At 67.4% G+C, this 24,129-nt stretch carries 2 protein-coding genes (1 of these 2 running past the window's edge); both read left to right on the forward strand.

Translation table 11 applies throughout. The annotated features are described in order from the left end of the window. Positions 1–22,323, forward strand: a complete 22,323-nt coding sequence (locus DJ563_RS06140; RefSeq protein ID WP_434519044.1) for a non-ribosomal peptide synthase/polyketide synthase — start codon at positions 1–3, stop codon at positions 22,321–22,323. Next, a protein-coding gene (locus DJ563_RS06145; RefSeq protein ID WP_434519045.1) for an amino acid adenylation domain-containing protein crosses the window boundary here: on the forward strand, positions 22,320–24,129 show its beginning. It continues 9,512 nt past the right edge of the window; the window shows 1,810 of its 11,322 coding nt (coding positions 1–1,810); the start codon lies at positions 22,320–22,322; the stop codon falls past the right edge of the window. Before DJ563_RS06140 ends, DJ563_RS06145 begins: the two co-directional genes overlap by 4 nt.

Below are 24,129 nucleotides of genomic sequence, written 5' to 3' on the forward strand. Positions count from 1 at the left end.
ATGCACTTCAGCGAACTGATGGCTGCTCTTTCCACCCGTGCAATCCGACTCCAGCGTGAAGACCAGGACCTGATCGTCCTCGGCGATGACGACACCTTGGACGATAGCTTGTGGGAGGCGTTGTCGCGGCACAAGCCGGCGTTGCTGGAGATGCTCGCCGAACGCGATGACGACTGGCTGAGCCCGGCCTTTCGCATCACCCCCGATATGTTGCCGTTGGTGGCCCTGGAGCAACAGGCCATCGACCGCATCGTCGCCAGCGTGCCCGGCGGCGCCGCCAACGTTCAGGACATCTACCCGCTGGCACCGCTGCAGCAGGGCATGCTGTACCACCACCTGTCCGCCAGCGACGGCGACCCGTACCTGTCGCAGGTGCAACTGCGCTTTGCCAGCAAAGCCCACCTCGAAGCCTTCGCCGAGGCACTGCAGTGGGTGATCCAGCGCCATGACATCCTGCGTACCGCGCTGCACTGGGAGTACCTTGACCAACCGGTGCAAGTGGTCTGGCAGGAGGCGACGCTGGTCCGCGAAGCCGTCCCGGTTGCCGGTAGCGCGGCGCTGGCCGAGTTGTGTGCGCGCTTCGACCCGCGCGAGTACCGCCTCGACCTGCGCCAGGCGCCGCTGATGCAGCTGATGCACGCGCAGGGCGAAGGTGAGGCGTGGGTGGCACTGCTGATGTTCCACCATGTGGTCATGGACCATACCGCGCTGGATATCGTGCGCCGGGAAATCCAGGCGCACCTTGCCGGCCAGGCCGACCACTTGGCCGCGCCCATGCCGTTTCGCAACGTGCTGGCCGCCGCCCGCCAGGCACTGGATGAGCAGGCCCATGAAGGGTTCTTCCGCGAGATGCTGGGTGACATCGATGAGCCGACTCTGGCCTTCGGCCTGCAAGCCAAAGGCGATGCGCTGCTGGAGCAGGCACGCCTGACCTTGGCCCCGGCGCTCAGCCAGCGCCTGCGCAGCCAGGCCCGGCAACTCGGGGTAAGCCCGGCGAGCGTGCTGCACCTGGGTTTCGGCCGGCTGGTGGGGCAGCTTTCGGCGCGTCAGCAGGTGGTGTTCGGCAGTGTGCTGCTGGGCCGCATGACTACCGGCGACGGCAGCGAGCAGGCGCTGGGCATGTTCATCAACAGCCTGCCGCTGCGTATCGACCTTGGCGCAACCGGCGTGCGTGATGCGCTGCTGGCCACCCACCGGCGGCTCAGCGCCTTGCTCGGCCACGAACAGGCGTCCCTGGCCCTGGCCCAGCGCTGCAGCGGCGTGGCGGCACCGGCGCCGCTGTTCAACACCCTGCTCAATTACCGCCACAGCGATGCGGGCGATGCTGCCGACATCATCCCGGTGGCCGACGGCATCGATATCGTCGGCGCCGAGGAACGTACCGATTACCCGCTGACCGTCAGTGTCGATGATTTGGGCGACGATCTGCGCCTGACCGTGCAGAGCCTGCCCGAGTGGGGCGCGGCACGCCTTTGCGCGCAGTTCGAGCAGGTCCTGGCCAGCCTGGTCGAGGCGTTGGAACATGCGCCCACTGCACCTATGCAAGGGCTGCAGGCACTGCCCCTGGCAGAGCGCGAACAGTTGCTGCAACAGTTCAACCACACGGCTCAGGCGTACCCGCAGGGGCAGACCGTCCACGCCATGGTCGAAGCCCGCGCGGCCAGCGCACCGGCTGCGTTGGCGCTGCTGCAGGGTGACCAGGCGTTGAGTTACGACGCACTCAACCGCCACGCCAACCAGCTTGCGCATCAGCTGATCGCGCGTGGCGTCAAGGTGGGCGACCGTGTTGCTCTGTGCCTGCCGCGCAACAGCGGGCGCGTGGTCGCGTTGCTGGGCGTGCTCAAGGCGGGCGCGGCCTATGTACCGGTAGACCCCGCCTACCCGGCAGAGCGCATTGCCTACCTGCTGGCCGACAGCGAACCGGCACTGGTGGTGAGCGAGACGGCTATTACCGGGTTGCCGGCCGGGGTTCCGCGCCTCGACCTGGATCTTGCACAAAGCATCGCTGCGCACGACAGCAACCCTCAGTTGCCTGAGTTGCACGCGCAGCACCTGGCGTATCTGGTCTACACCTCCGGCTCCACCGGCCAGCCGAAGGGTGTGATGATCGAGCATCACACCCTCGCCAACCTGGTGCACTGGCACTGCCAGGCCTTCGCGCTGGACGCCACTGCACACGCATCCAGCGTGGCCGGTTTCGGCTTCGACGCCATGGCCTGGGAAGTCTGGCCCGCCCTGTGCGCCGGGGCCACGTTGCACCTGCCACCTGCGCACATCGCCAACGAGCATGTCGATGAACTGCTCGACTGGTGGCTGGCGCAGCCGTTGACGGTCAGTTTCCTGCCTACACCGGTGGCCGAGCAGGCCCTGCGCCGCGAACGTCAGCGCCCGACCCTGCGCACCTTGCTGGTAGGCGGCGACCGCCTGCGCCAGTTCGAGCGTGACCCAGGGTTTGCCTTGGTCAACAACTACGGGCCGACCGAAACCACCGTGGTCGCCACCTCCGGGCAGGTGGTGCCTGGCGGGCCTCTGCACATCGGCCGGCCGATCGCCAATACCCGCGTCTATGTGCTGGACGAAGGCCTGCAACCGGTGCCGGTCGGCGTCACCGGTGAGTTGTTCATCGGCGGGGCGCAAGTGGCGCGTGGCTACTTCAACCGCCCAGCGTTGACCGAGCAGGCGTTTCTCGTCGACCCGTTCAGCGCGCAGCCCAACGCACGGATGTACCGCAGCGGTGACCGGGTGCGCTGGAATGCCGACGGTACCCTCGACTACCTCGGCCGCAACGACGACCAGGTGAAGATTCGCGGCGTGCGGGTGGAGCTGGGCGAAATCGAAGCCACCCTCGCAGCGCAGCCCGGCATCGACGCGGCCGTGGTGCTGGTACGGGGCGAGCGTCTGCTGGCCTGGTTCACCGAGACCGCCCCGGTAGATATCGAAACTTTGCGCCAGGCCCTGCAGGCCCGCTTGCCGGCGCACATGGTACCGCTGGCGTTGCTGCGCCTGGCTGAGCTGCCGCTGACCAGCCACGGCAAGCTGGACCGCCGCGCACTGCCCGACCCGGCTACCTCGCAGTTGTTCGGCCAGGCATTCGAGGCGCCTGAAGGTGAGACCGAAGCCACGATGGCGGCCATCTGGGCCGACGTGCTGGGCGTGGAACGGGTCGGGCGGCACGACAACTTCTTCGAACTGGGCGGCCACTCGCTGCTGGCGGTGACACTGGTCGAGCGCCTGCGCAAGGCTGGCCTGCTCATCGATGTGCGGGTGCTGTTCGCCCAGCCGACCCTGGCCGCGCTGGCCAGCGCAGCGGCTATCGGCCGCGAAGTGACGGTGCCCGCCAACCGGGTGCCGCTGCACGCTGAACGGATTACCCCGCAGATGCTGAGCCTGGTCACCCTGGAGCAGGCGACCCTCGACGACATCGTCGCCAGCGTGCCGGGTGGCGCTGCCAACGTGCAGGAAATCTACCCGCTGGCACCCCTGCAGGAGGGCATTCTCTACCATCACCTGAGCGCCGAGCAGGGCGACCCCTACCTGCTGCAGACCCGCCTGGCCTTCGACAGTGTCGAGCGCCTGCTGGCCTGGGCCGGTGCCCTGCAACAGGTTATCGACCGCCATGACATCCTGCGCACCGCAGTGCTCTGGCAAGGGCTGGCGCAGCCGCTGCAGGTGGTCTGGCGCAAGGCCGAGCTGGTGGTCAGTGAAATCGATGACCTGGCCGATGACGATGGCAGGCCGCGGATCGAGCAGTTGCATGCGCGTTTCGATGCACGGCACCACCGGCTGGACCTGACCCAGGCGCCGCTGACCCGCCTGTACTACAGCCTGGACCCCGCCAACCACCAAGTGGTGGCGATTCTGCTGTTCCACCACCTCACCCTCGACCACACGGCCATGGACGTGGTCGCCCGCGAAATGCGCGCATTGCTGTTTGGCCAGGGGCACACGCTGCCGGCCGCGGTGCCGTACCGCAACTATGTGGCTCAGGCCCGCCTGGGTGATCAGGCCGGCCACGAGGCGTTCTTCCGCGAGATGCTCGCCGATGTCGATGAGCCGACCTTGCCGCTGGGCTTCGCCGACGTGCAGGGCGATGGCCGAGGTATCGAAACGGCCTTCCAGGCGCTGGACGGCGAGGTGGCCCTCGGTTTGCGCGCCCAGGCCCGGCAACTGGGTGTCAGCGCCGCGAGCCTGATGCACCTGGCCTGGGCGCGGGTGCTGGGGGTGCTTGCCAACCGCCATGACGTGGTCTTCGGTACCGTGCTGATGGGCCGCCTGCAAGGGGGTGAGGGCGCCGACCGGGCGCTGGGCATGTTCATCAACACCCTGCCGCTGCGGGTGGACACCACGCTGGCCGTGCGTGCCGCCGTGCGCGCCACCCACCGTAGCCTGTCGGCCTTGCTCGGCCATGAGCACGCGCCGTTGGCCCTGGCCCAGCGCTGCAGTGGTGTGGCGGCTTCTGCGCCGCTGTTCAGCGCCTTGCTCAACTATCGGCACAGCGCCGACGCTGCAGCGCGTGACGGCGAGGGCATCTGGGAGGGCGTGCGCCTGCTCGGGGGCGAGGAGCGCAGCAACTACCCGCTGACCCTCAGTGTCAACGACCTGGGTGATGGCTTCACGTTCAGTGTGCTGGCCGTCGAGGGCATTGGTGCGGCGCGGGTTGCCACGTGGATGGCCAATGCCGTCACCCAGCTGCTGCAAGCACTGGAGCAGGGGCAGGAGGCGCCGGTCGACAGCGTGTCGATCTTGAACGATGAAGCTCGCCAGCAACTGCTGGGCAGCTTCAATGCCACCGCGCAGCACTACCCGCAAGGGCTGACGGTGCATGCCCTGGTGGAAGCCCGGGCAGCCGCGACCCCGGATGCCACGGCAGTCAGCCAGCCGGGCATGGCGCTCAGCTATGGTGACCTCAACCTTCGGGCCAACCGCCTGGCGCACCAGTTGATCGCACGCGGCGTGCGCTGCGGTGACCGGGTGGCATTGTGCCTGGGCCGTAGCGCCGAGCGGGTGATTGGCCTGCTGGCCGTGCTCAAGGCCGGGGCCGCCTATGTACCGGTGGACCCAAGCTATCCCGCCGAACGCATCGCCTACCTGTTGGCCGACAGCGCGCCCGCCCTGGTGTTGAGCGAAGCGGCCATCGACGGCTTGCCTGCTGGCATACCGCGCCTGAATCTCGACCAGGCCGCCAGCGATGGCGCCCTCGACAGCAACCCGCACGTGCCCGGGCTGGATGCCCACCAGTTGGCCTACCTGGTCTACACCTCTGGCTCCACCGGCCAGCCCAAAGGGGTGATGGTCGAGCACCATACCCTGGCCAACCTGGTGCACTGGCACTGCCAGGCCTTTGCGCTGGAGGCCGGTGCACGTACTTCAAGCGTCGCGGGCTTCGGTTTCGACGCCATGGCCTGGGAGGTCTGGCCGGCATTGTGTGCCGGTGCCACGCTGCACCTGCCACCTGCGCACATCGGCAATGAACATGTCGAAGCGCTGCTTGACTGGTGGCTCGAACAGCCGCTGACCGTCAGCTTCCTGCCCACGCCCGTGGCCGAACAGGCGCTGCGCCGCGAACGCCAGCACCCGACCTTGCGCACCTTGCTGATCGGTGGCGACCGCCTGCGCCAGTTCGACCGCGACCCAGGCTTTGCTCTGGTCAACAACTACGGGCCGACCGAGACCACGGTAGTCGCCACCTCTGGGCAGGTGCTGCCCGGCGCTGCGTTGCACATCGGCAAGCCCATCGCCAATACCCGCGTCTACGTGCTCGACGCGCATCGCCAAGCGGTGCCGGTGGGCGTTGTGGGCGAGCTGTACATCGGCGGTGCGCAGGTGGCGCGGGGGTACTTCAATCGCCCTGAACTGACCGAGCAGCGCTTTTTCGCCGACCCGTTCAGCCGCAAGCCTGGCGCGCGCATGTACCGCAGCGGCGACCTGGTGCGCTGGAACGCCGATGGCACCCTCGATTACCTCGGCCGCAACGACGACCAGGTGAAGATTCGCGGCATGCGCGTGGAGTTGGGTGAAATCGAAGCCGCCCTGGCCACGCAGGCGGGTATTGCCGATGCCGTGGTGCTGGTGCGGGGCGAGCGCTTGCTGGCCTGGTTTACCGAGTCTGCACCGGTGGTGATCGACGCTGTGCGTCAAGCGCTGCAGGCCAGCTTGCCGGGGCACATGCTGCCGCAAGCGTTTATCCGTGTGGAGGAGTGGCCGCTGACCAGCCACGGCAAGCTGGACCGCCGCGCCCTGCCCGAACCGGATACCGCCGATTGGGTCAGCCGGGGTTACGAGGCGCCCATCGGCGAGACCGAAGCGGCCATGGCCAGCGTCTGGGCCGAGGTGCTGGGCGTGGAGCGGGTAGGGCGGCATGACAATTTCTTCGAACTGGGCGGCCACTCGTTGCTGGCGGTGACCCTGATCGAACGCCTGCGCCAACAGGGCCTGCCGACCGACGTGCGGGTGCTGTTCGGCCAACCGACCGTGGCCGCACTGGCGGCCGCACTGGGCAATGGTCGCCAGGTAAGCGTGCCGGACTACTGCATTGCAGAGGGCTGCACCCACATCACCCCGGCCATGCTGCCGTTGCTGGCCCTGGATGCCGCCGCCATCGAGCGCATCGTCGCCACGGTGCCCGGTGGCGCTGCCAACGTGCAGGACATCTACCCGCTGGCACCGCTGCAAGAAGGCATTCTCTACCATCACCTGAGCGCCGCCGACCAAGACCCGTACCTGCTGCAGTGGCGCGTGGCATTCGACAGCCAGGCCCGCCTGCAAGCGTTCGCCGCTGCCCTGGACCAGGTCATCGCCCGCCACGATATCCTGCGCACCGCCGTGCTGTGGGACGGCCTGGCGCAGCCAGCCCAGGTGGTCTGGCGCAGCGTGCCAGGGTCGGTGCTGGTTGAGTGCGCCGAACAGGCCGGCCGAATTGACCTCAGCCAGGCCCCATTGATGCGCCTGCTGGCGAACCCGCAGCCGGGCGCCGAACGCATTGAGGCCACCCTGCAATTCCACCATATCGCTCTTGACCATACGGCCATGAAAGTGGTGCTTGCGGAGATCCGCGATCACCTGCGCGGGCAACAGCCCAGCCAGCCGGCCGTGCCCTACCGCAACTATGTGGCCCAGGCCCGCCTGGCCATCAGCGAGGCCGAACACGAGGCGTTCTTCCGCGCCGAACTGGCCGACATCGACGCGCCGACCTTGCCCTATGGCCTGCTCGATCTGCAGGGCCAGGCCAGTGCCTTCGAACTGGCCACCGTGCAGTTGCACAGCGAGCAATACCGGCGCCTGCGCCGCCAGGCGCAGCAGCTGGGCGTAAGCGCCGCCAGCGTGCTGCACCTGGCATGGGCGCGGCTGGTGGCCGCCACCAGTGGCCAGGACCGCGTGGTATTCGGCACCGTGCTGCTCGGCCGCCTGCAAGGCGGTGCGGGGGCCGACCGCGGCCTGGGCATGTTCATCAATACCCTGCCGCTGCGCCTGGACCTGCAGGGGCTGGGTGTGCAAGCCGGTGTGCGCCTGGCCCACCAGCGCCTGAGTGCGCTGCTGGTGCACGAGCATGCCTCGCTGGCCCTGGCCCAGCGCTGCAGCGGTGTGGCCGCGCCGACACCTTTGTTCAGTGCCATGCTCAACTACCGCCACGGCGCCAGCCAGCCCGAACAGCAAGCGCAGCGCGAAGCCCTGGAAGGCATCGAGGCCCTGCCCAGCGGCGGGCACGGCAACTACCCGTTGAGTGTCAACGTCGACGACCTGGGCGACGGCCTGCGCCTGACCGCGCAGGTTAGCGCCCAGGTAGGCGCGCAGCGCGTCTGCGAGCAACTGTTGCAGGTGCTGGTCGGCTTGCTGGATGCCCTTGAGCATGCGCCCCACACGCCAGTGCAGCAGCTGCCAGTACTGACACCGAATGAACGCCAGCAACTGCTGGCCAACGCCACGCAGCAGACCGACGCTGCGGAGCAACCGTTGCACGCGCTGTTCGAGGCGCAGGTGAGGCGCACGCCGAATGCCATTGCCCTGGCCGCCGAGGAGGGCGAACTGAGCTATCGCCAGCTCGACGAGCAGGCCAATCGCCTGGCCCATCACCTGATCGGCCTGGGGGTAAAACCCGATGACCGTGTGGCGATCTGCGTCGAGCGTGGTTTGTCGATGGTGGTCGGCTTGCTGGCCATCCTCAAGGCGGGCGGTGCCTATGTGCCGGTCGACCCGGGTTACCCGGCCGAACGCATTCGCCACATGCTGGTGGACAGTGCGCCGCTGGCGGTGCTGGTACACAGCGCGACCCGCGAGGCCGCGCACGGCACCCAAGCGCCCCTGGTCGACCTCGACCAGCCGTGCTGGCACGCCCAACCGATCAGCAACCCACGCGTGCCTGCGCTGAACGCGCGGCATCTGGCTTATGTGATCTACACCTCTGGCTCCACGGGCCTGCCCAAAGGGGTCATGGTCGAGCACCGCAACGTGGTCAACCTGGTGCGCTGGAGCCAGCGGCTTTGCCAGCCAGCGGGGGACGGCGCGGTGCTGCACAAAACCCCGGTCAGCTTCGATGCTTCGGTGTGGGAGCTGTTCTGGCCACTGTGCAGCGGCCTGCGCCTGGTGCTGGCACGCCCGGACGGCCAGCGCGACCCGCAGTACCTCGCGCAACTGATCGAGGCGCAGCAGGTCAGCGTGGTGCAATTCGTGCCGGCGTTGCTGCAGCAGTTCCTCGAAACCCCCGCCAGCAGCCGCTGCACCCGCCTCAGCGATATCGTCTGCGGTGGCGGCGAGTTGACCGAAGCCCTGGCCGCCCAGGTGCGTCAGCGCCTGCCGGGTGTGCGCCTGCATAACGTTTATGGGCCGACCGAGACCACCGTCGATTGCAGCGCCTGGACGCTGGAACCGGGCGCCGAGCTGCCGCAAGGGGCATTGCCGATTGGCACCGCCATCGACAATACCCGCCTGTATGTACTCGACCCCTACGACCAACCGGTGCCCTGGGGCGTGGTCGGCCACCTGCACATCGGTGGCGCCGGCGTGGCCCGTGGTTACCTGGGCTTGCCAGCGCAGCAGGCCGAGCGTTTCATCGCCAGCCCCTTCGTCGACGACGAGCGCCTGTACCGCAGCGGTGACCTGGTGCGCCAGTGCCAGGACGGTAACCTGGTCTTCCTTGGCCGTAACGATCACCAGGTGAAGATTCGCGGCCTGCGCATCGAACCGGGTGAGATCGAAGCCTGCCTGGTGCGTATTCCCGGCGTGCGCGAGGCAGTGGTGCTGGCCTTCGACGCCCCGGTCAGTGGCGCGCGCCTGGTGGCCTACCTCACCGGTGAGCCGCAGGCAGCAGACAGCCTGCGCGAAGGGTTGCTGATGCATCTGCCGGAATACATGTTGCCGGCGCAGTACATCCACCTCGCCCAGCTGCCTTTGACGCCGAATGGCAAACTCGACCGCAACGCGCTGCCTGCCCCGGACGGTGCATTGCATGAGCGCCTGTACGAGGCCCCGCTCGGTGATACCGAAACCCTGCTGGCTCGATTGTGGGCCGAGCTGCTCGGCGTGCAGCAGGTAGGCCGGCACGACAACTTCTTCGAACTCGGAGGCCATTCGCTGCTGGCGGTCAGCCTGACCGCACGGCTGCGGCTGGAGGGCCTGCAGGTCGATGTGCGCACCCTGTTCGGCCAGCCAACGGTTGCGGCCTTGGCCGCGACACTGGGGCGTAATCAGCAAGTCGTGGTGCCTGCAAATCGTATTCCTGCCGACTGCCCGCGTATCACCCCAGACCTGCTCAGCCTGATCGAACTCGACCAAGCGGCGCTCGACCGCATCGTTGCGAGCGTGCCGGGCGGTGCCGCCAATGTGCAGGACATCTACCCCCTGGCGCCCCTGCAGGAAGGTATTCTCTACCATCACCTGAGCGCCGAGCACGATCCTTACGTGCTGTATTCACGGCTGCGCTTTGCCAGCCTGGAGCGCTTGCAAGCCTTCGCCAGCGCGCTGGACCAGGTCATCGCCCGCCATGATGTGCTGCGTACCGCCGTGCTCTGGGAGGGCCTGCCGCAAGCCGTGCAGGTGGTCTGGCGGCATGCGCCGCTGCAGCTTTTGCACCTCGAAGCAGGCGCGAGCGGCCTGGACCTGAGCCAGGCGCCGCTGATCCGTCTGCTGCATCGTCAAGTGCCTGGCACCGAGCAGATCGAAGCCACCTTGCAGTTCCACCACATCGTCCTCGACCACACGGCCCTGGAAGTGGTTGGCGAAGAGCTGATCGGCTTCCTGCACGGCACGCCGCCGGTGGCCACCCCGGTGCCGTATCGCAACTATGTCGCCCAGGCGCGCCTGGGCATCAGCCAGGCCGCGCATGAGCGGTTCTTCCGCGAACAACTTGCCGATATCGATGAGCCGACCTTGCCATTCGGCCTCAGCGATGTGCAAGGCGATGGCCGCGACATGCACGAGGCCAAGCTGGCGCTGTCGGCCGAGCTGGCCGCAGGGCTGCGGCGCCAGGCGCGGCAGCTTGGCATCAGTGTCGCCAGCCTGTTCCACCTGGCATGGGCACGCCTGCTGGCGGCTGCCAGTGGCAAGGACCGCGTGGTGTTCGGCACCGTGCTGCTTGGTCGCCTGCAAGGCGGCGAAGGCGCCGAGCGGGCGCTGGGCATGTTCATCAATACCCTGCCGCTGCGCGTCGACCTGAACGAGGTGAGCCTGCGCGAGGGCGCGCAGGCCGTGCACCAGTGCCTCAGCGCACTGCTGGCCCACGAGCACGCGTCCTTGGCGTTGGCCCAGCGTTGCAGCGGTGTGGCTGCGCCGTTGCCACTGTTCAGCGCCATGCTCAACTACCGCCATGGTGCTGAAACCAGCGCCGAGCAGCGTCAGGCATGGCAAGGCATCGAGGTGTTGGAAGGCCAGGAGCGTACCAACTACCCGCTGAGCCTGAACGTGGATGACTTGGGTGAAGGCTTCCGCCTGGTTGCCATGACCCCGGCGCAAGTGGGCGCGGCACGTATTTGCGGGCAGATGCACCAGGTGCTGGAGGCGATGGTCGAGGCCCTGGAACAGACGCCGGAGTTGGCATTGCAGCGCTTGCCGGTGCTGGAGCCAGAGGAACGCCAGCGGGTGTTGGTGGGCTTCAACGATACTGCGGTGGCTTACGACCTTGAGCAGACCCTGCATGGGCTGATTGAAGCGCAGGTCGTGCGCACACCGGATGCGGTTGCAGTGCGGGCTGAAGAAGGTTCGCTCAGCTACCGCGAGTTGAATGAACAGGCCAACCGCCTGGCGCACCACCTGATCGCGTTGGGCGTGAAGCCTGATGATCGGGTGGCGATCTGCGTCGAACGGGGGCTGTCGATGGTGGTTGGCCTGCTGGCTATCCTCAAGGCAGGCGGCGCTTATGTGCCTGTGGACCCGGATTACCCGACCGAACGCGTGCGCCACATGCTGAGCGACAGCGCGCCGGTGGCGGTGCTGGTGCACAGCGCTACGCGACACGTACCGGAGTCGGCCCAGCTCATTGATCTGGACCAGCCGACCTGGAGCGCGCAGCCTTCCAGCAATCCAGTACTCGCCGCACTGACCCCGCGTCATCTGGCCTATGTGATCTACACCTCGGGCTCCACCGGTTTGCCAAAAGGCGTGATGAACGAGCACGCCGCTGTGGTCAACCGCCTGCTGTGGATGCAGGATGCCTACAACCTCGGCGCAGACGATGTGGTCTTGCAAAAGACGCCATTCAGCTTCGACGTGTCGGTATGGGAATTCCTCTGGCCGCTGCAAACCGGCGCACGCCTGGTCATGGCTCGCCCCGGCGGCCATCGCGATCCGGAGTACCTGCGCCAGGTGATCCGCAGCGAAGGCGTCACCACCTTGCACTTCGTGCCATCGATGCTGGATGTGTTCCTTGCGCACGGCGACGCTACGGCAGATGCCCTCAAGCGCGTACTGTGCAGCGGTGAAGCCTTGCCGGGCAGCCTGGTACGGCGCTTCCACGCGCAGTTGCCAACGGTGGAACTGCATAACCTGTATGGCCCGACCGAAGCAGCAGTGGACGTCAGCGCTTGGCATTGCGTAACGGCGCCGGACAACACCCCGATCGGCAAGCCCATCGCCAACACCACGCTGTACGTGCTCGATACGCTGGGCCAGCCGGTACCGCAAGGTGTCGCTGGCGAGCTGTTCATCGGCGGCGTGCAAGTCGCCCGTGGCTACCTCAACCGCGCCGAGCTGACCGCCGAACGCTTCATCGACGACCCGTTCAGCACTCGCCCCGGGGCACGCCTGTACCGCACCGGCGACCTGGCGCGGCACCTGGTCGACGGCAATATCGAGTACCTGGGCCGCAACGACGACCAGGTGAAAATCCACGGCCTGCGCATAGAACTGGGTGAAATCCAGGCCGGCCTGACCGCCATCGAGGGCGTGAAGGAAGCGGTCGTCATCGCCCGCGAGCAGCGTCTGGTGGCGTACTACACCGGTGAGGAGCAGGCCGTGGAAAGCCTGCGCAGCGCGCTGCTGGCACACCTGCCGACGTTCATGGTGCCGGCGTTGTTCATGCACCTGCCGGCGCTGCCGCTGAGCCCCAACGGCAAGCTCGACCGCAAGGCCTTGCCGCTGCCAGACGCCGAAGCCCTGCAAAACCGCGAGTACCAAGCCCCCGAAGGCGACACCGAAACCCTGCTGGCCGCGATCTGGGCCGACCTGCTGGGTGTGGAGCGGGTAGGGCGCCACGACAACTTCTTCGAACTGGGCGGCCATTCGCTGCTGGCAGTCAGCCTCACCTCGCGCCTGCGTCAGCAAGGCCTGCATGCCGATATCCGCGTGCTGTTCGGCCAGCCGACCCTGGCTGCGTTGGCCGCCGCCGTCGGCGGTGAAACCGGCGTGAGCGTGCCGGCCAACCGCATCCCGGTAGAGGGCACCCGCATAACCCCGGACATGCTGCCGCTCGCCGAGCTGTCCCAGGCGGCCATCGATACGCTGGTCGGGCAGATCCCAGGGGGCGTGGCCAATGTCCAGGACATCTACGGCCTGGCCCCGCTGCAACAAGGGATCCTCTACCACCACCTCGCCAGCGAGGGCGCCGACCCCTATGTGCTGCAGGCGCGCTTTGCGTTCCCGGGGCAGGCCGACCTCGATGCCTTTGCCGCCGCGTTGGATCAGGTCATTGCCCGCCACGATATCCTGCGCACCAGCATCCACTGGCAGGGCCTGGACGAGCCCGTGCAGGTCGTCTGGCGCAGCACGCCTGCAGTGGCCGGCCAGGCTGGCACCACCACCCTCGACCTGAACCAGGCCCCCTTGATCCGCCTGGTGCCAAGCCCAGGCGAAGGTCGCGTGGAGGCGACCCTGCTGATTCACCACATCATTCTCGACCACGCGGCTGTCGAGCAACTGGTGGCCGAGATTACTGCGGTGCTGCAAGGCCAGGCCCTGTCGCATGCCAGCGTGCCTTACCGCAACTACGTGGCCCAGGCGCGCCTGGGCGCCGATGCCCAGGCCGACCAAGCAATGTTCGGCGAGCTGCTGGGCGATATCGACGAACCCACCACCGTGTTCGGCCTGCGCGATGCGCACAGTGACGCCAGCCGGGTGCTGGACAGTCGCCTGGCACTGGACAGCGCTCTGGCCGGCCGCCTGCGTGAGCAGGCCCGTGTGCTGGGTATCAGCGTCGCCAGCCTGGTGCACCAGGCCTGGGGGCAGGTGCTGGCGCAATTGTCCGGGCGCGAAGAGGTGGTGTTCGGCACCGTGCTGCTCGGCCGCCTGCAAGGCGGCGAGGGGGCCGAACGGGCGCTGGGCATGTTCATCAATACCTTGCCGCTGCGGGTGAGCGTGGGCGCGATGGCGGTGGCCGAGGGCGTGCGCCTGACCCACCAGCGCCTGGCCCGCCTGCTGGCCCACGAGCAAGCCTCGCTGGCCCTGGCCCAGCGTTGCAGCGCAGTGCCCGCGTCCCAGGCGCTGTTCACCAGCCTGCTCAACTTCCGCCACAGTGCCCCGGCCAAGGCCGAGCTGCGCCAGGCCTGGCAGGGTATCGAACAACTGGCCGCGCATGAGCGCAGCAACTACCCACTGGTGGTCAATGTCGACGACCTGGGCGACGCCTTCGTACTGACCGTGCAAGCGGTGCCAGAGGTCGATGGCGCGCAGGTCTGCCAGTTGCTGAGCACCGCCCTCGAACAATTGGCCGAGGCCCTTGCACAGGCACCGTCCATGGCCTTGCACCAGGTGAGCAGCCTGGCGCCGGCCGAGCGCGAGCGGGTGCTTCAAGGCTTCAACGCCACCCGCCGTGATTACCCTCGCGAACAGGCGCTGCATACCCTGTTCGACACCTATGCCGCGCTCAGCCCTACTGCGCCGGCGGTGTTGCACGGTGACCGGCAATGGAGCTACGCGCAGCTCGAACAGCACGCCAACCGCCTGGCCCATCACCTGTTGGGCCTGGGCGTACGCCCTGGCGACCGGGTTGCGCTGTTGTTGCCACGCAGCATCGAACTGCTGGCGGCGCAACTGGCGGCCAGCAAGTGCGCTGCGGTGTTCGTGCCGCTGGACAGCAATGCGCCGGTCGAACGCCAGGCCTTCATGCTCGAAGACAGCCAGGCGCGGGTGTTGCTCACCCTCAGCAGTGAACACGCGGTGGGCCACGCCCTGCGCGTCGAGCTGGACCGCCTGGACCTTGCCGGCTACCCACAGCAGTCTCCGGGCCTGGTGGTGGATGCCGAAAGCGCCGCCTACATCATGTATACCTCCGGTTCCACCGGCACCCCCAAGGGCGTGCAGGTACCGCACCGGGCCATCGTGCGCCTGGTGATCAACAACGGCTTCGCCGACTTCACCTGCCAGGACCGCGTCGCGTTCGCCTCCAACCCGGCGTTCGACGCCAGCACCCTGGAAGTCTGGGCGCCGCTGCTCAACGGCGGCGCAGTGGTGGTCATCGACCAGCACCAGGTGCTGTCGCGTCAGGCCCTGCGTGAGGTGTTGCTGGAGCAGGGCGTGACGGTGCTGTGGCTGACTGCCGGCCTGTTCCACCAGTTTGCCGACGACTTGCTGCCGGCCTTCGCCAAGCTGCGTTACCTGATGGTTGGCGGCGATGTGCTGGACCCGGCCGTGGTCAACCGGGTATTGCGCCATGGCGCCCCGGCGCACCTGCTCAATGGTTATGGCCCGACTGAAGCCACGACGTTCAGCACCACCTACGCCATCCGTGCGGTCGATGCGGGCAGCATTCCCATCGGCAAACCGATCGGCAATGGCCGCTGCTATGTGCTCGATGCGCGTCAGCAGCCGTTGCCGGTCGGCGCGGTCGGTGAGCTGTACATCGGTGGCGACGGCGTCGCCCTGGGTTACCTCGGCCAGCCCGCGCTGACCGCCGAACGCTTCCTCGACGACCCGTTCAGCCGCGAGCCGGGTGCGCGCATGTACCGCAGTGGCGACCTGGCCTGCTGGCAGGCCGACGGTACCTTGCGCTACCTGGGCCGTGCCGACCAGCAAATCAAGCTGCGCGGCTTCCGTGTCGAACTGGGCGAGATCGAAGCGCGCCTGGGGGCGTGCGCCGGTATCCGCGAGACGGCGGTGGTGGTGCGCGAAGATGTGCCGGGCGACAAGCGCCTGGTGGCCTATTTCACCGCCAGTGAGCCTGCCCCAGGCATTGCCGAACTGCACCAGCAGTTGCAAGGCCAGTTGCCGGACTACATGCTGCCGGCCGCCTATGTCTGCCTGGGTGGGCTGCCGCTGACCGCCAACGGCAAGCTTGACCGCCGTGCCTTGCCTGAGCCAGGCGGTGATGCCGTGCTGAACCGTGCGTTCGAGGCTCCGCAGGGTGAGGTCGAAACCACCCTGGCAGCGATCTGGGCCGAGCTGCTCAAGGTCGCGCAGGTCGGCCGCCACGACCATTTCTTCGAACTGGGCGGCCATTCGCTGCTGGCCGTGACCCTGGTCGAGCGCATGCGCAAGGCCGGCCTTGGCGCCGATGTGCGTGTGCTGTTTGCCCAGCCGACCCTGGCAGCTTTGGCTGCTGCGGTGGGCAGCGGGCGCGAAGTGCAGGTGCCGGCCAACCGTGTGCCGCAAGGTGCCCGCCACATTACCCCGGACATGCTCAGCCTGATCACGCTCGACCAGGCCAGCATCGACCGTATCGTCGCCACCGTACCCGGTAGCGCGGCCAATGTGCAGGAGATCTACCCGCTGGCGCCGTTGCAGGAGGGCATCCTGTACCACCACCTGAGCGCCGCCCAGGGCGACCCGTATCTGCTGCAATCGCGCCTGGCGTTCGACAACCTGGCGCAGTTGCAGCGTTGGGCGGGTGCCTTGCAGCAGGTCATCGACCGGCACGACATCCTGCGTACTGCGGTGGTCAGTGAAGGGTTGGAGCACGCCGTGCAGGTGGTATGGCGTGAAGCGCGGATGCAGGTGTGCGCAATCGACGGCTTGGCCGCCGGCTCGGTGATCGACGCCTTGCAGGAACGCTTCGACGCCCGCCACCAGCGCCTGGACCTGTCGCGTGCACCGCTGTTGCGCCTGCTGCACGCCGACGACCCGGCCAACCAGCGTGTGGTGGCGATGTTGCAGTTCCACCACCTGGCCCTGGATCACACCGCCATGGAAGTCATCGCCAGCGAGATGCAGGCGGTGCTGGCGGGCCATGGCGAGCGTTTGCCGGCGCCAGTGCCTTACCGCACCTACGTCGCCCAGGCGCGCCTGGGCGCCGACGATGCCGGCCACGAGGCGTTCTTCCGCGACATGCTGGGCGACCTCGACGCGCCGACCTTGCCGTTCGGCCTGGCCGATGTGCAGGGGGATGGCCGCGCCATCGAAGAAGCCCGCCTGGCCATCGATGCCAGCTTGGCACGCGGCCTGCGCGAGCAGGCGCGACGCCTGGGGGTGAGCGCCGCCAGCCTGGCGCACCTGGCCTGGGCACGGGTGCTCGGGGTGCTCGCCAACCGCACCGATGTGGTATTCGGCACGGTACTGATGGGGCGCCTGCAGGGCGGCGAAGGGGCCGACCGGGCGTTGGGCGTGTTCATCAATACCCTGCCGCTGCGCATCGACCTCTGCGCACCAGTGGCGCAAGCGGTGCGCATCACCCACCAGCGGCTCTCGGCGCTACTGGCGCACGAGCACGCGTCCTTGGCATTGGCCCAGCGTTGCAGTGGCGTGGCGGCCTCCACGCCGTTGTTCAGCGCCTTGTTCAACTACCGTCACAGCACGGCAGGGGCACCTGCCGAGGCCGATACCGGCACCCCGGGCGTGCGCCTGCTGGGCGGCGAAGAGCGCAGCAATTACCCGCTGACCCTGAGTGTCGACGACCTGGGTGAAGGGTTTGCCCTGAGCGTGCTGGCCCAGGAAGGCATCGGCGCCGAACGGGTCGCCGGCTGGATGAACCAGGCCCTGATCGAGCTGTTGCAGGCCCTGACCCAAACGCCGGACAAACCGGTGGATACGTTGTCGATCCTCGACCCGGCAGCGCGCCGACAGGTGCTGGAAGCCTTCAATACCACCGCACGCGACTACCCGAAAGGGTTCACCGTGCACGCCCTGGTCGAAGCCCAGGCGGCCCGCACGCCGCAAGCGGCGGCGTTGGTGCAGGATGGCCAGGTGCTGAGCTATGGCGAGCTGAACCGCAGCGCCAACCGCCTCGCCCACCACCTGATCGAGCGTGGGGTAAAGGTCGGCGACCGGGTTGCGTTGTGCTTGCCGCGTACCCTGGAGCGCGTGCTGGCACTGCTGGCCGTGCTCAAGGCCGGTGCAGCCTACGTGCCGATCGACCCGGCGTACCCGGCCGAGCGCATCGCCTACCTGCTCGAAGACAGCGCACCGGCACTGGTGCTGGTCGAGTCCGCCACCCTGGCGCTGGTCGGCGAGACCCCTTGCGTCCAGCTGCACCGCGATGCCTGGCAGGGCGCAGCCGACAGCAACCCGCGTGTGGCAGGCCTGGATGATCACCAGCTGGCATACGTGATCTACACCTCCGGCTCTACCGGCCAGCCCAAAGGGGTGATGGTCGAGCACGCCACACTGGCCAACCTGGTGCATTGGCACGGCGAGGCCTTTGCCCTGAACGCCGGTAGCCATACCAGCACGGTGGCCGGTTTCGGCTTCGATGCGGTGGCCTGGGAGGTGTGGCCGGCGTTGTGTACCGGGGCCGTGCTGCACCTGCCGCCTGCGCGTATCGCCGCTGAGCACGTCGATGAACTGCTCGACTGGTGGCTTGCGCAACCGCTGGCGGTCAGCTTCCTGCCAACGCCGGTGGCCGAGCAAGCGCTGCGCCGCGAGCGCCAGCACCCGACCTTGCGCACGCTGCTGGTCGGGGGGGATCGCCTGCGCCAGTTCGAGCGCGACCCAGGCTTTGCCCTGGTCAACAACTATGGGCCCACCGAAGCCACGGTGGTTGCCACCTCCGGGCAGTTGGCGGCGGCCGGTGCGCTGCATATCGGTATGCCGATCGCCAACACCCGGGTGTATGTGCTCGACGAACGTCAGCAGCCGCTGCCAGTGGGCGCCGTGGGCGAGTTGTACATTGGCGGGGCGGGGGTCGCCCGCGGTTACTTCAACCGCCCGCAACTGACCGCAGAGCGCTTTGTCGCCGACCCGTTCAGCGGGCAACCCGAGGCGCGGCTGTACCGCACGGGTGACCTGGTGCGCTGGAACGCTGACGGCACCCTCGACTACCTGGGCCGTAACGACGACCAGGTGAAGATTCGTGGTGTACGCGTGGAGCTTGGCGAGATCGAAAGCGTGTTGGCCGCCCAGCCCGGTATTGGCGATGCGGTGGTGCTGGTGCGCGGCGAGCGGTTGCTGGCCTGGTTCACCGAAACCGCACCGGTGGCCGTGGACACACTGCGCCAGGCGTTGCAGGCAAGCCTGCCCGTGCACCTGGTGCCGATGGCCTTCATGCATCTGCCGGCATTGCCGTTGACCAGCCATGGCAAGCTCGACCGCAACGCGTTGCCCGACCCCGACCCGAACCTGCTCGCAGGCCAGGCCCACGTTGCCCCGCAAGGTGAGGTGGAAACTGCCCTCGCGGCAGTATGGGCCGACATGCTGGGTGTCGAACGCGTGGGCCGGCACGACAACTTCTTCGAGCTGGGTGGCCATTCGCTGCTGGCCGTGAACCTGACCGCGCGCCTGCGCCGGGAAGGCTTGCAAGTCGATGTGCGCACGCTGTTCGGCCAACCGACCGTGGCGGCGCTGGCAGCAACCCTGGGCCAGGGAGGCCAGGTGCAGGTGCCGGCCAACCTGATCCCGGCTGGCTGCCAGCGCATCACCCCGGGCATGCTGCCCCTGATCACGCTGGAGCAGGCGGCCATCGAGCGCATCGTTGCCCAGGTGCCGGGCGGCGCCAGCAATGTGCAGGACATCTACCCGTTGGCGCCGTTGCAGGAGGGCATTCTCTATCACCACCTCAGCGCGCAGGCACATGATCCTTATGTGTTGCAGTCGCGCTTCGCCTTTGCCAGCCGCGAGCACCTGGACCACTTTGCCGCAGCGCTGGGCAAGGTCATCGCCAGGCATGACGTGCTGCGCACCGCCGTGCTTTGGCAGGGCCTGCCGCAAGCCGTGCAGGTGGTCTGGCGGCATGCGCCGTTGTCGGTCATGCCGGGCGGCGATGAGCGCGATGCAACGCTCGACCTGGGCCAGGCACCGCTGATCCGCCTGCGCTACACCCAGCAGCCGGGTACGGAACGTATCGAAGCGACCCTGCAGTTCCACCACATCGTGCTCGACCACACCGCCATGGAGGTGGTCGGCGAGGAACTGATCGGTTACCTGCAGGGCGCTGGCGAGCCGGCGCAGGCGCCGGTGCCATATCGCAACTATGTAGCCCAGGCGCGCCTGGGTATCAGCCAGGCCGAGCACGAAGCGTTCTTCCGCGAGCAGTTGGCGGATATCGACGAACCGACCCTGCCGTTCGGCCTCAGCGATGTACAAGGCGATGGCCGCGACATCGAAGAGGCCCAGTTGTGGCTGCGGGACGATCTGGCACAACGCCTGCGTCAGCACGGCCGGCAGCTGGGGATCAGCGTTGCCAGCCTGTTCCACCTGGCGTGGGCACGCTTGCTGGCGGCTGCCAGTGGTAAGGACCGCGTGGTGTTCGGCACGGTGCTGCTTGGTCGCCTGCAAGGTGGCGAAGGCGCCGAGCGGGCGCTGGGCATGTTCATCAACACCTTGCCGCTGCGGGTCGACCTGAATGATGTGAGCCTGCGCGAGGGCTCGCAGACCGTGCATCAGCGCCTCAGTGCCTTGCTGGCCCATGAGCACGCATCCTTGGCATTGGCCCAGCGTTGCAGTGGCGTGGCTGCACCCTTGCCGTTGTTCAGCGCCATGCTCAACTACCGGCACAGTACCCAGGTCACTGACAGCCAGCGGCAGGCTACCCAGGGAATGGAGAACCTCGAGAGCCAGGAGCGCAGCAACTACCCGTTGGGCCTGAACGTGGACGACCTGGGCGAAGGCTTCCGCCTGGTTGCCATGACCCCGGCCGAAGTGGGCCCGGCACGCATTTGCGGGCAGATGCACCAGGTGCTGGAGGCGATGGTCGAGGCCCTGGAGCAGACGCCGGAGCTGGCGTTGCAGCGCTTGCCGGTGCTGGAGCCAGAGGAGCGCCAGCGCTTGTTGGTGGGCTTCAATGACACGGCGGTGGCTTACGACCTTGAGCAGACCCTGCATGGGCTGATCGAGGCGCAGGCAGTGCGCACACCGGATGCGGTTGCAGTGCGGGCCGAGGAAGGTTCGTTGAGCTATCGCGAACTGAACGAACAGGCCAACCGCTTGGCGCATCACCTGATCGCGTTGGGTGTGAAGCCTGATGATCGTGTGGCGATCTGCGTCGAACGTGGTCTGTCGATGGTGGTCGGCCTGCTGGCCATCCTCAAGGCGGGCGGTGCTTATGTGCCGGTGGACCCGGACTACCCGACCGAACGCGTGCGCCACATGCTGAGCGACAGCGCGCCAGTGGCGGTGCTGGTACACAGCGCTACGCGCCACGTAGCGGAGGCGACCCAGCTTATTGATCTGGACCAGCCAACCTGGAATGCGCAGCCTTCCAGCAACCCCGTAGTTTCTGCGTTGACCCCGCGTCATCTGGCCTACGTGATCTACACCTCAGGCTCCACCGGCTTGCCGAAGGGTGTGATGAACGAGCACGCCGGTGTGGTCAACCGACTGCTGTGGATGCAGGACGCCTACAACCTCGGCGCAGACGATGTGGTCTTGCAAAAGACCCCATTCAGCTTCGACGTGTCGGTGTGGGAATTCCTCTGGCCGCTGCAAACCGGCGCACGCCTGGTCATGGCTCGCCCCGGCGGCCATCGCGATCCTGAGTACCTGCGCCAGGTGATCCGCAGCGAAGGCGTCACCACCTTGCACTTCGTGCCATCGATGCTGGATGTGTTCCTGGCCCACGGCGACGCTTCGGCAGATCGCCTCAAGCGTGTGCTGTGCAGCGGCGAAGCCCTGCCGGGCAGTCTGGTACGGCGCTTCCACGCGCAACTGCCAACAGTCGAGTTGCATAACCTGTACGGGCCGACCGAAGCGGCGGTGGATGTCAGCGCCTGGCATTGCGTGACGGCGCCGGACAACACCCCGATCGGCAAACCCATCGCCAACACCACGCTGTACGTGCTCGATACGCTGGGCCAGCCGGTACCGCAAGGTGTCGCTGGCGAGCTGTTCATCGGCGGCGTGCAAGTCGCCCGTGGCTACCTCAACCGCGCCGAGCTGACCGCCGAACGCTTCATCGACGACCCGTTCAGCACTCGCCCCGGCGCACGCTTGTACCGCACCGGCGACCTGGCGCGGCACCTCGTTGATGGCAACATCGAGTACCTGGGCCGCAACGACGACCAGGTGAAGATCCATGGCCTGCGCATCGAGCTGGGTGAAATCCAGGCCGGCCTGACCGCCATCGACGGCGTCAAGGAAGCGGTCGTTATCGCCCGCGACCAGCGTCTGGTGGCGTACTACACCGGCGAGCAACAGGCCGTGGAAGCCCTGCGCAGCGCACTGCTGGCCCACTTGCCGGCGTTCATGGTGCCCGCGCTGTTCATGCACCTGCCGGCGCTACCGCTAAGCCCCAACGGCAAGCTCGACCGCAAGGCCTTGCCGCTGCCAGACGCCGAAGCCCTGCAAAATCGCGAATACCAAGCCCCCGAAGGCGAAACCGAAACGCTGCTGGCCGCGATCTGGGCCGAACTGCTGGGCGTGGAGTGGGTAGGGCGCCACGACAACTTCTTCGAACTGGGCGGCCACTCACTGCTGGCAGTGACCCTGACCTCCCGCCTGCGCGACCAAGGCCTGGAAGCCGATGTGCGCGCCCTGTTCGACCAACCGACATTGGCAGGCTACGCAGCCATCACAGACAGAATGGAGATCGTCCTGTGAGCATCAACCAACTACTGGCAACACTGACGGCCAAAAACGTGCAGCTGGCGCTGAAGGACGGCCAGCTGGCCGTCCAGGGCAACCGCCAGGCCTTGACCGACGCCGCGCTGGTGGCGCAACTGCGCGAGCACAAGCCGGCGCTGGTGGCGATGATCGAGCGCGGCGAGTACGTGGCCGTGAGACAGGGCGCGGTGCAGGTGCCGGCAAACCTGATAGCGCCTGGCTGCACACGCATCACCCCGCAAATGCTCAACCTGATCGACCTCGACCAGGACACCCTCGATGGCATCGTTGCCTGCATCCCCGGCGGCGCGGCCAATGTGCAGGACATCTACCCGCTGGCACCCTTGCAGCAGGGCATGTTGTTCCACCATGCCAGCGCCACCGACAGCGACCCTTACGTGATGCAGGCGCGTTTCGTGTTCGCCAGCGAAGCACGCCTGCAGGCGTTCGCCGAGGCTCTGCGTGGGGTGATCGCCCGCCACGATATCCTGCGCACTTCGGTGCACTGGGAAGGGCTGGAAACACCGGTACAGGTAGTGTGGCGCCGTGCCGACCTGCAAGTGGCGACACTGCCCGCCAGCGACCCCCGACGCGGCATGCTCGACTTGACCCAGGCGCCGCTGATCCGCCTGCTGCGTGAGGCCCCAGAGGCCGATGGCGCATTGAGTGCCACCCTGCAGTTTCATCACATCGCCATGGACCACAGTGCCCTGGAGGTGGTGCGCCACGAGCTGATCGCGTTTCTGGCGGGCGAGGGCGAGCGCCTGGGCACGCCGGTGCCGTTTCGCAACTACGTGGCGCAGGCCGTGCTGGGGATCAGCGAGGCCGAGCACGAGGCGTTCTTCCGCGACATGCTGGGGGGCATCGATGAATCGACCCTGGCGTATGGCATCCAGGATGTGCAGGGCGTTGGCGAGGTGCACAACGAGCACTCGCTCGACCTGCCGCTCGCCCTGTGCCTGCAACTGCGCACCCTGGCGCGCAGCCTGGGGGTGAGCGTCGCCAGCGTGTTCCACCTGGCCTGGGGGCGTGTGCTGGGGGGGCTGACCGGCCGTGAGCAGGTGGTGTTCGGCACGGTACTGATGGGGCGCCTGCAAGGGGCCGAAGCCACTGACCGGGCGTTGGGGATTTTCATCAACACCCTGCCAGTACGTGTGGGCCTGGGCAGCGAGGACCTGGCAACGGCCATTCGCGCCACCCATCAGCGGCTGAGTGCATTGATGCGCCACGAACACGCGCCCCTGGCGCTGGCCCAGCGTTGCAGCGGTGTGGCAGCGCCGGCGCCGCTGTTCAATGCCTTGCTCAACTACCGTCACAGCGCGGTGGACACTACCCAACCACGCCGTGCAGCCCTGGCGGGCATCGACATCGTCGAGTCCGCCGAGGCCACCAACTACCCGTTGACCCTGAGCGTCGATGACTTGGGTGAGGGCTTTCGCCTGACCTTGCTGGCCAGTGCCGAGGTCCCGGCGCAGCGCGTCTGCGGCTATTTGCAGCAGGTCCTTGAAGGCCTGTTGCAGGCCCCTCAGGCAGCGGTCACGGCGCTTGCCATGCTGCCTGACAGCGAGCGCCAGGAACTGCTGGAAACCTTCAACGATTACCCGGCCAGCTACGAACGGCAGTTGGCCCTGCACCAGCGCATCGCACAACTGGCCGAGCAGTACCCTGACCACATTGCCGCCACCTGCGCCGGCGCGTGCCTGACTTACGCCGCGCTCAACCGCCAGGCCAATGCGCTTGCGCAGCACCTGATCGGCCTGGGGGTGCGGCCCGATGACCGTGTCGCCGTGGTTGCCCGACGCA

It is taken from the genome of Pseudomonas sp. NFX1, assembly GCF_051123555.1.
Lineage (GTDB): Bacteria > Pseudomonadota > Gammaproteobacteria > Pseudomonadales > Pseudomonadaceae > Aquipseudomonas > Aquipseudomonas capeferrum.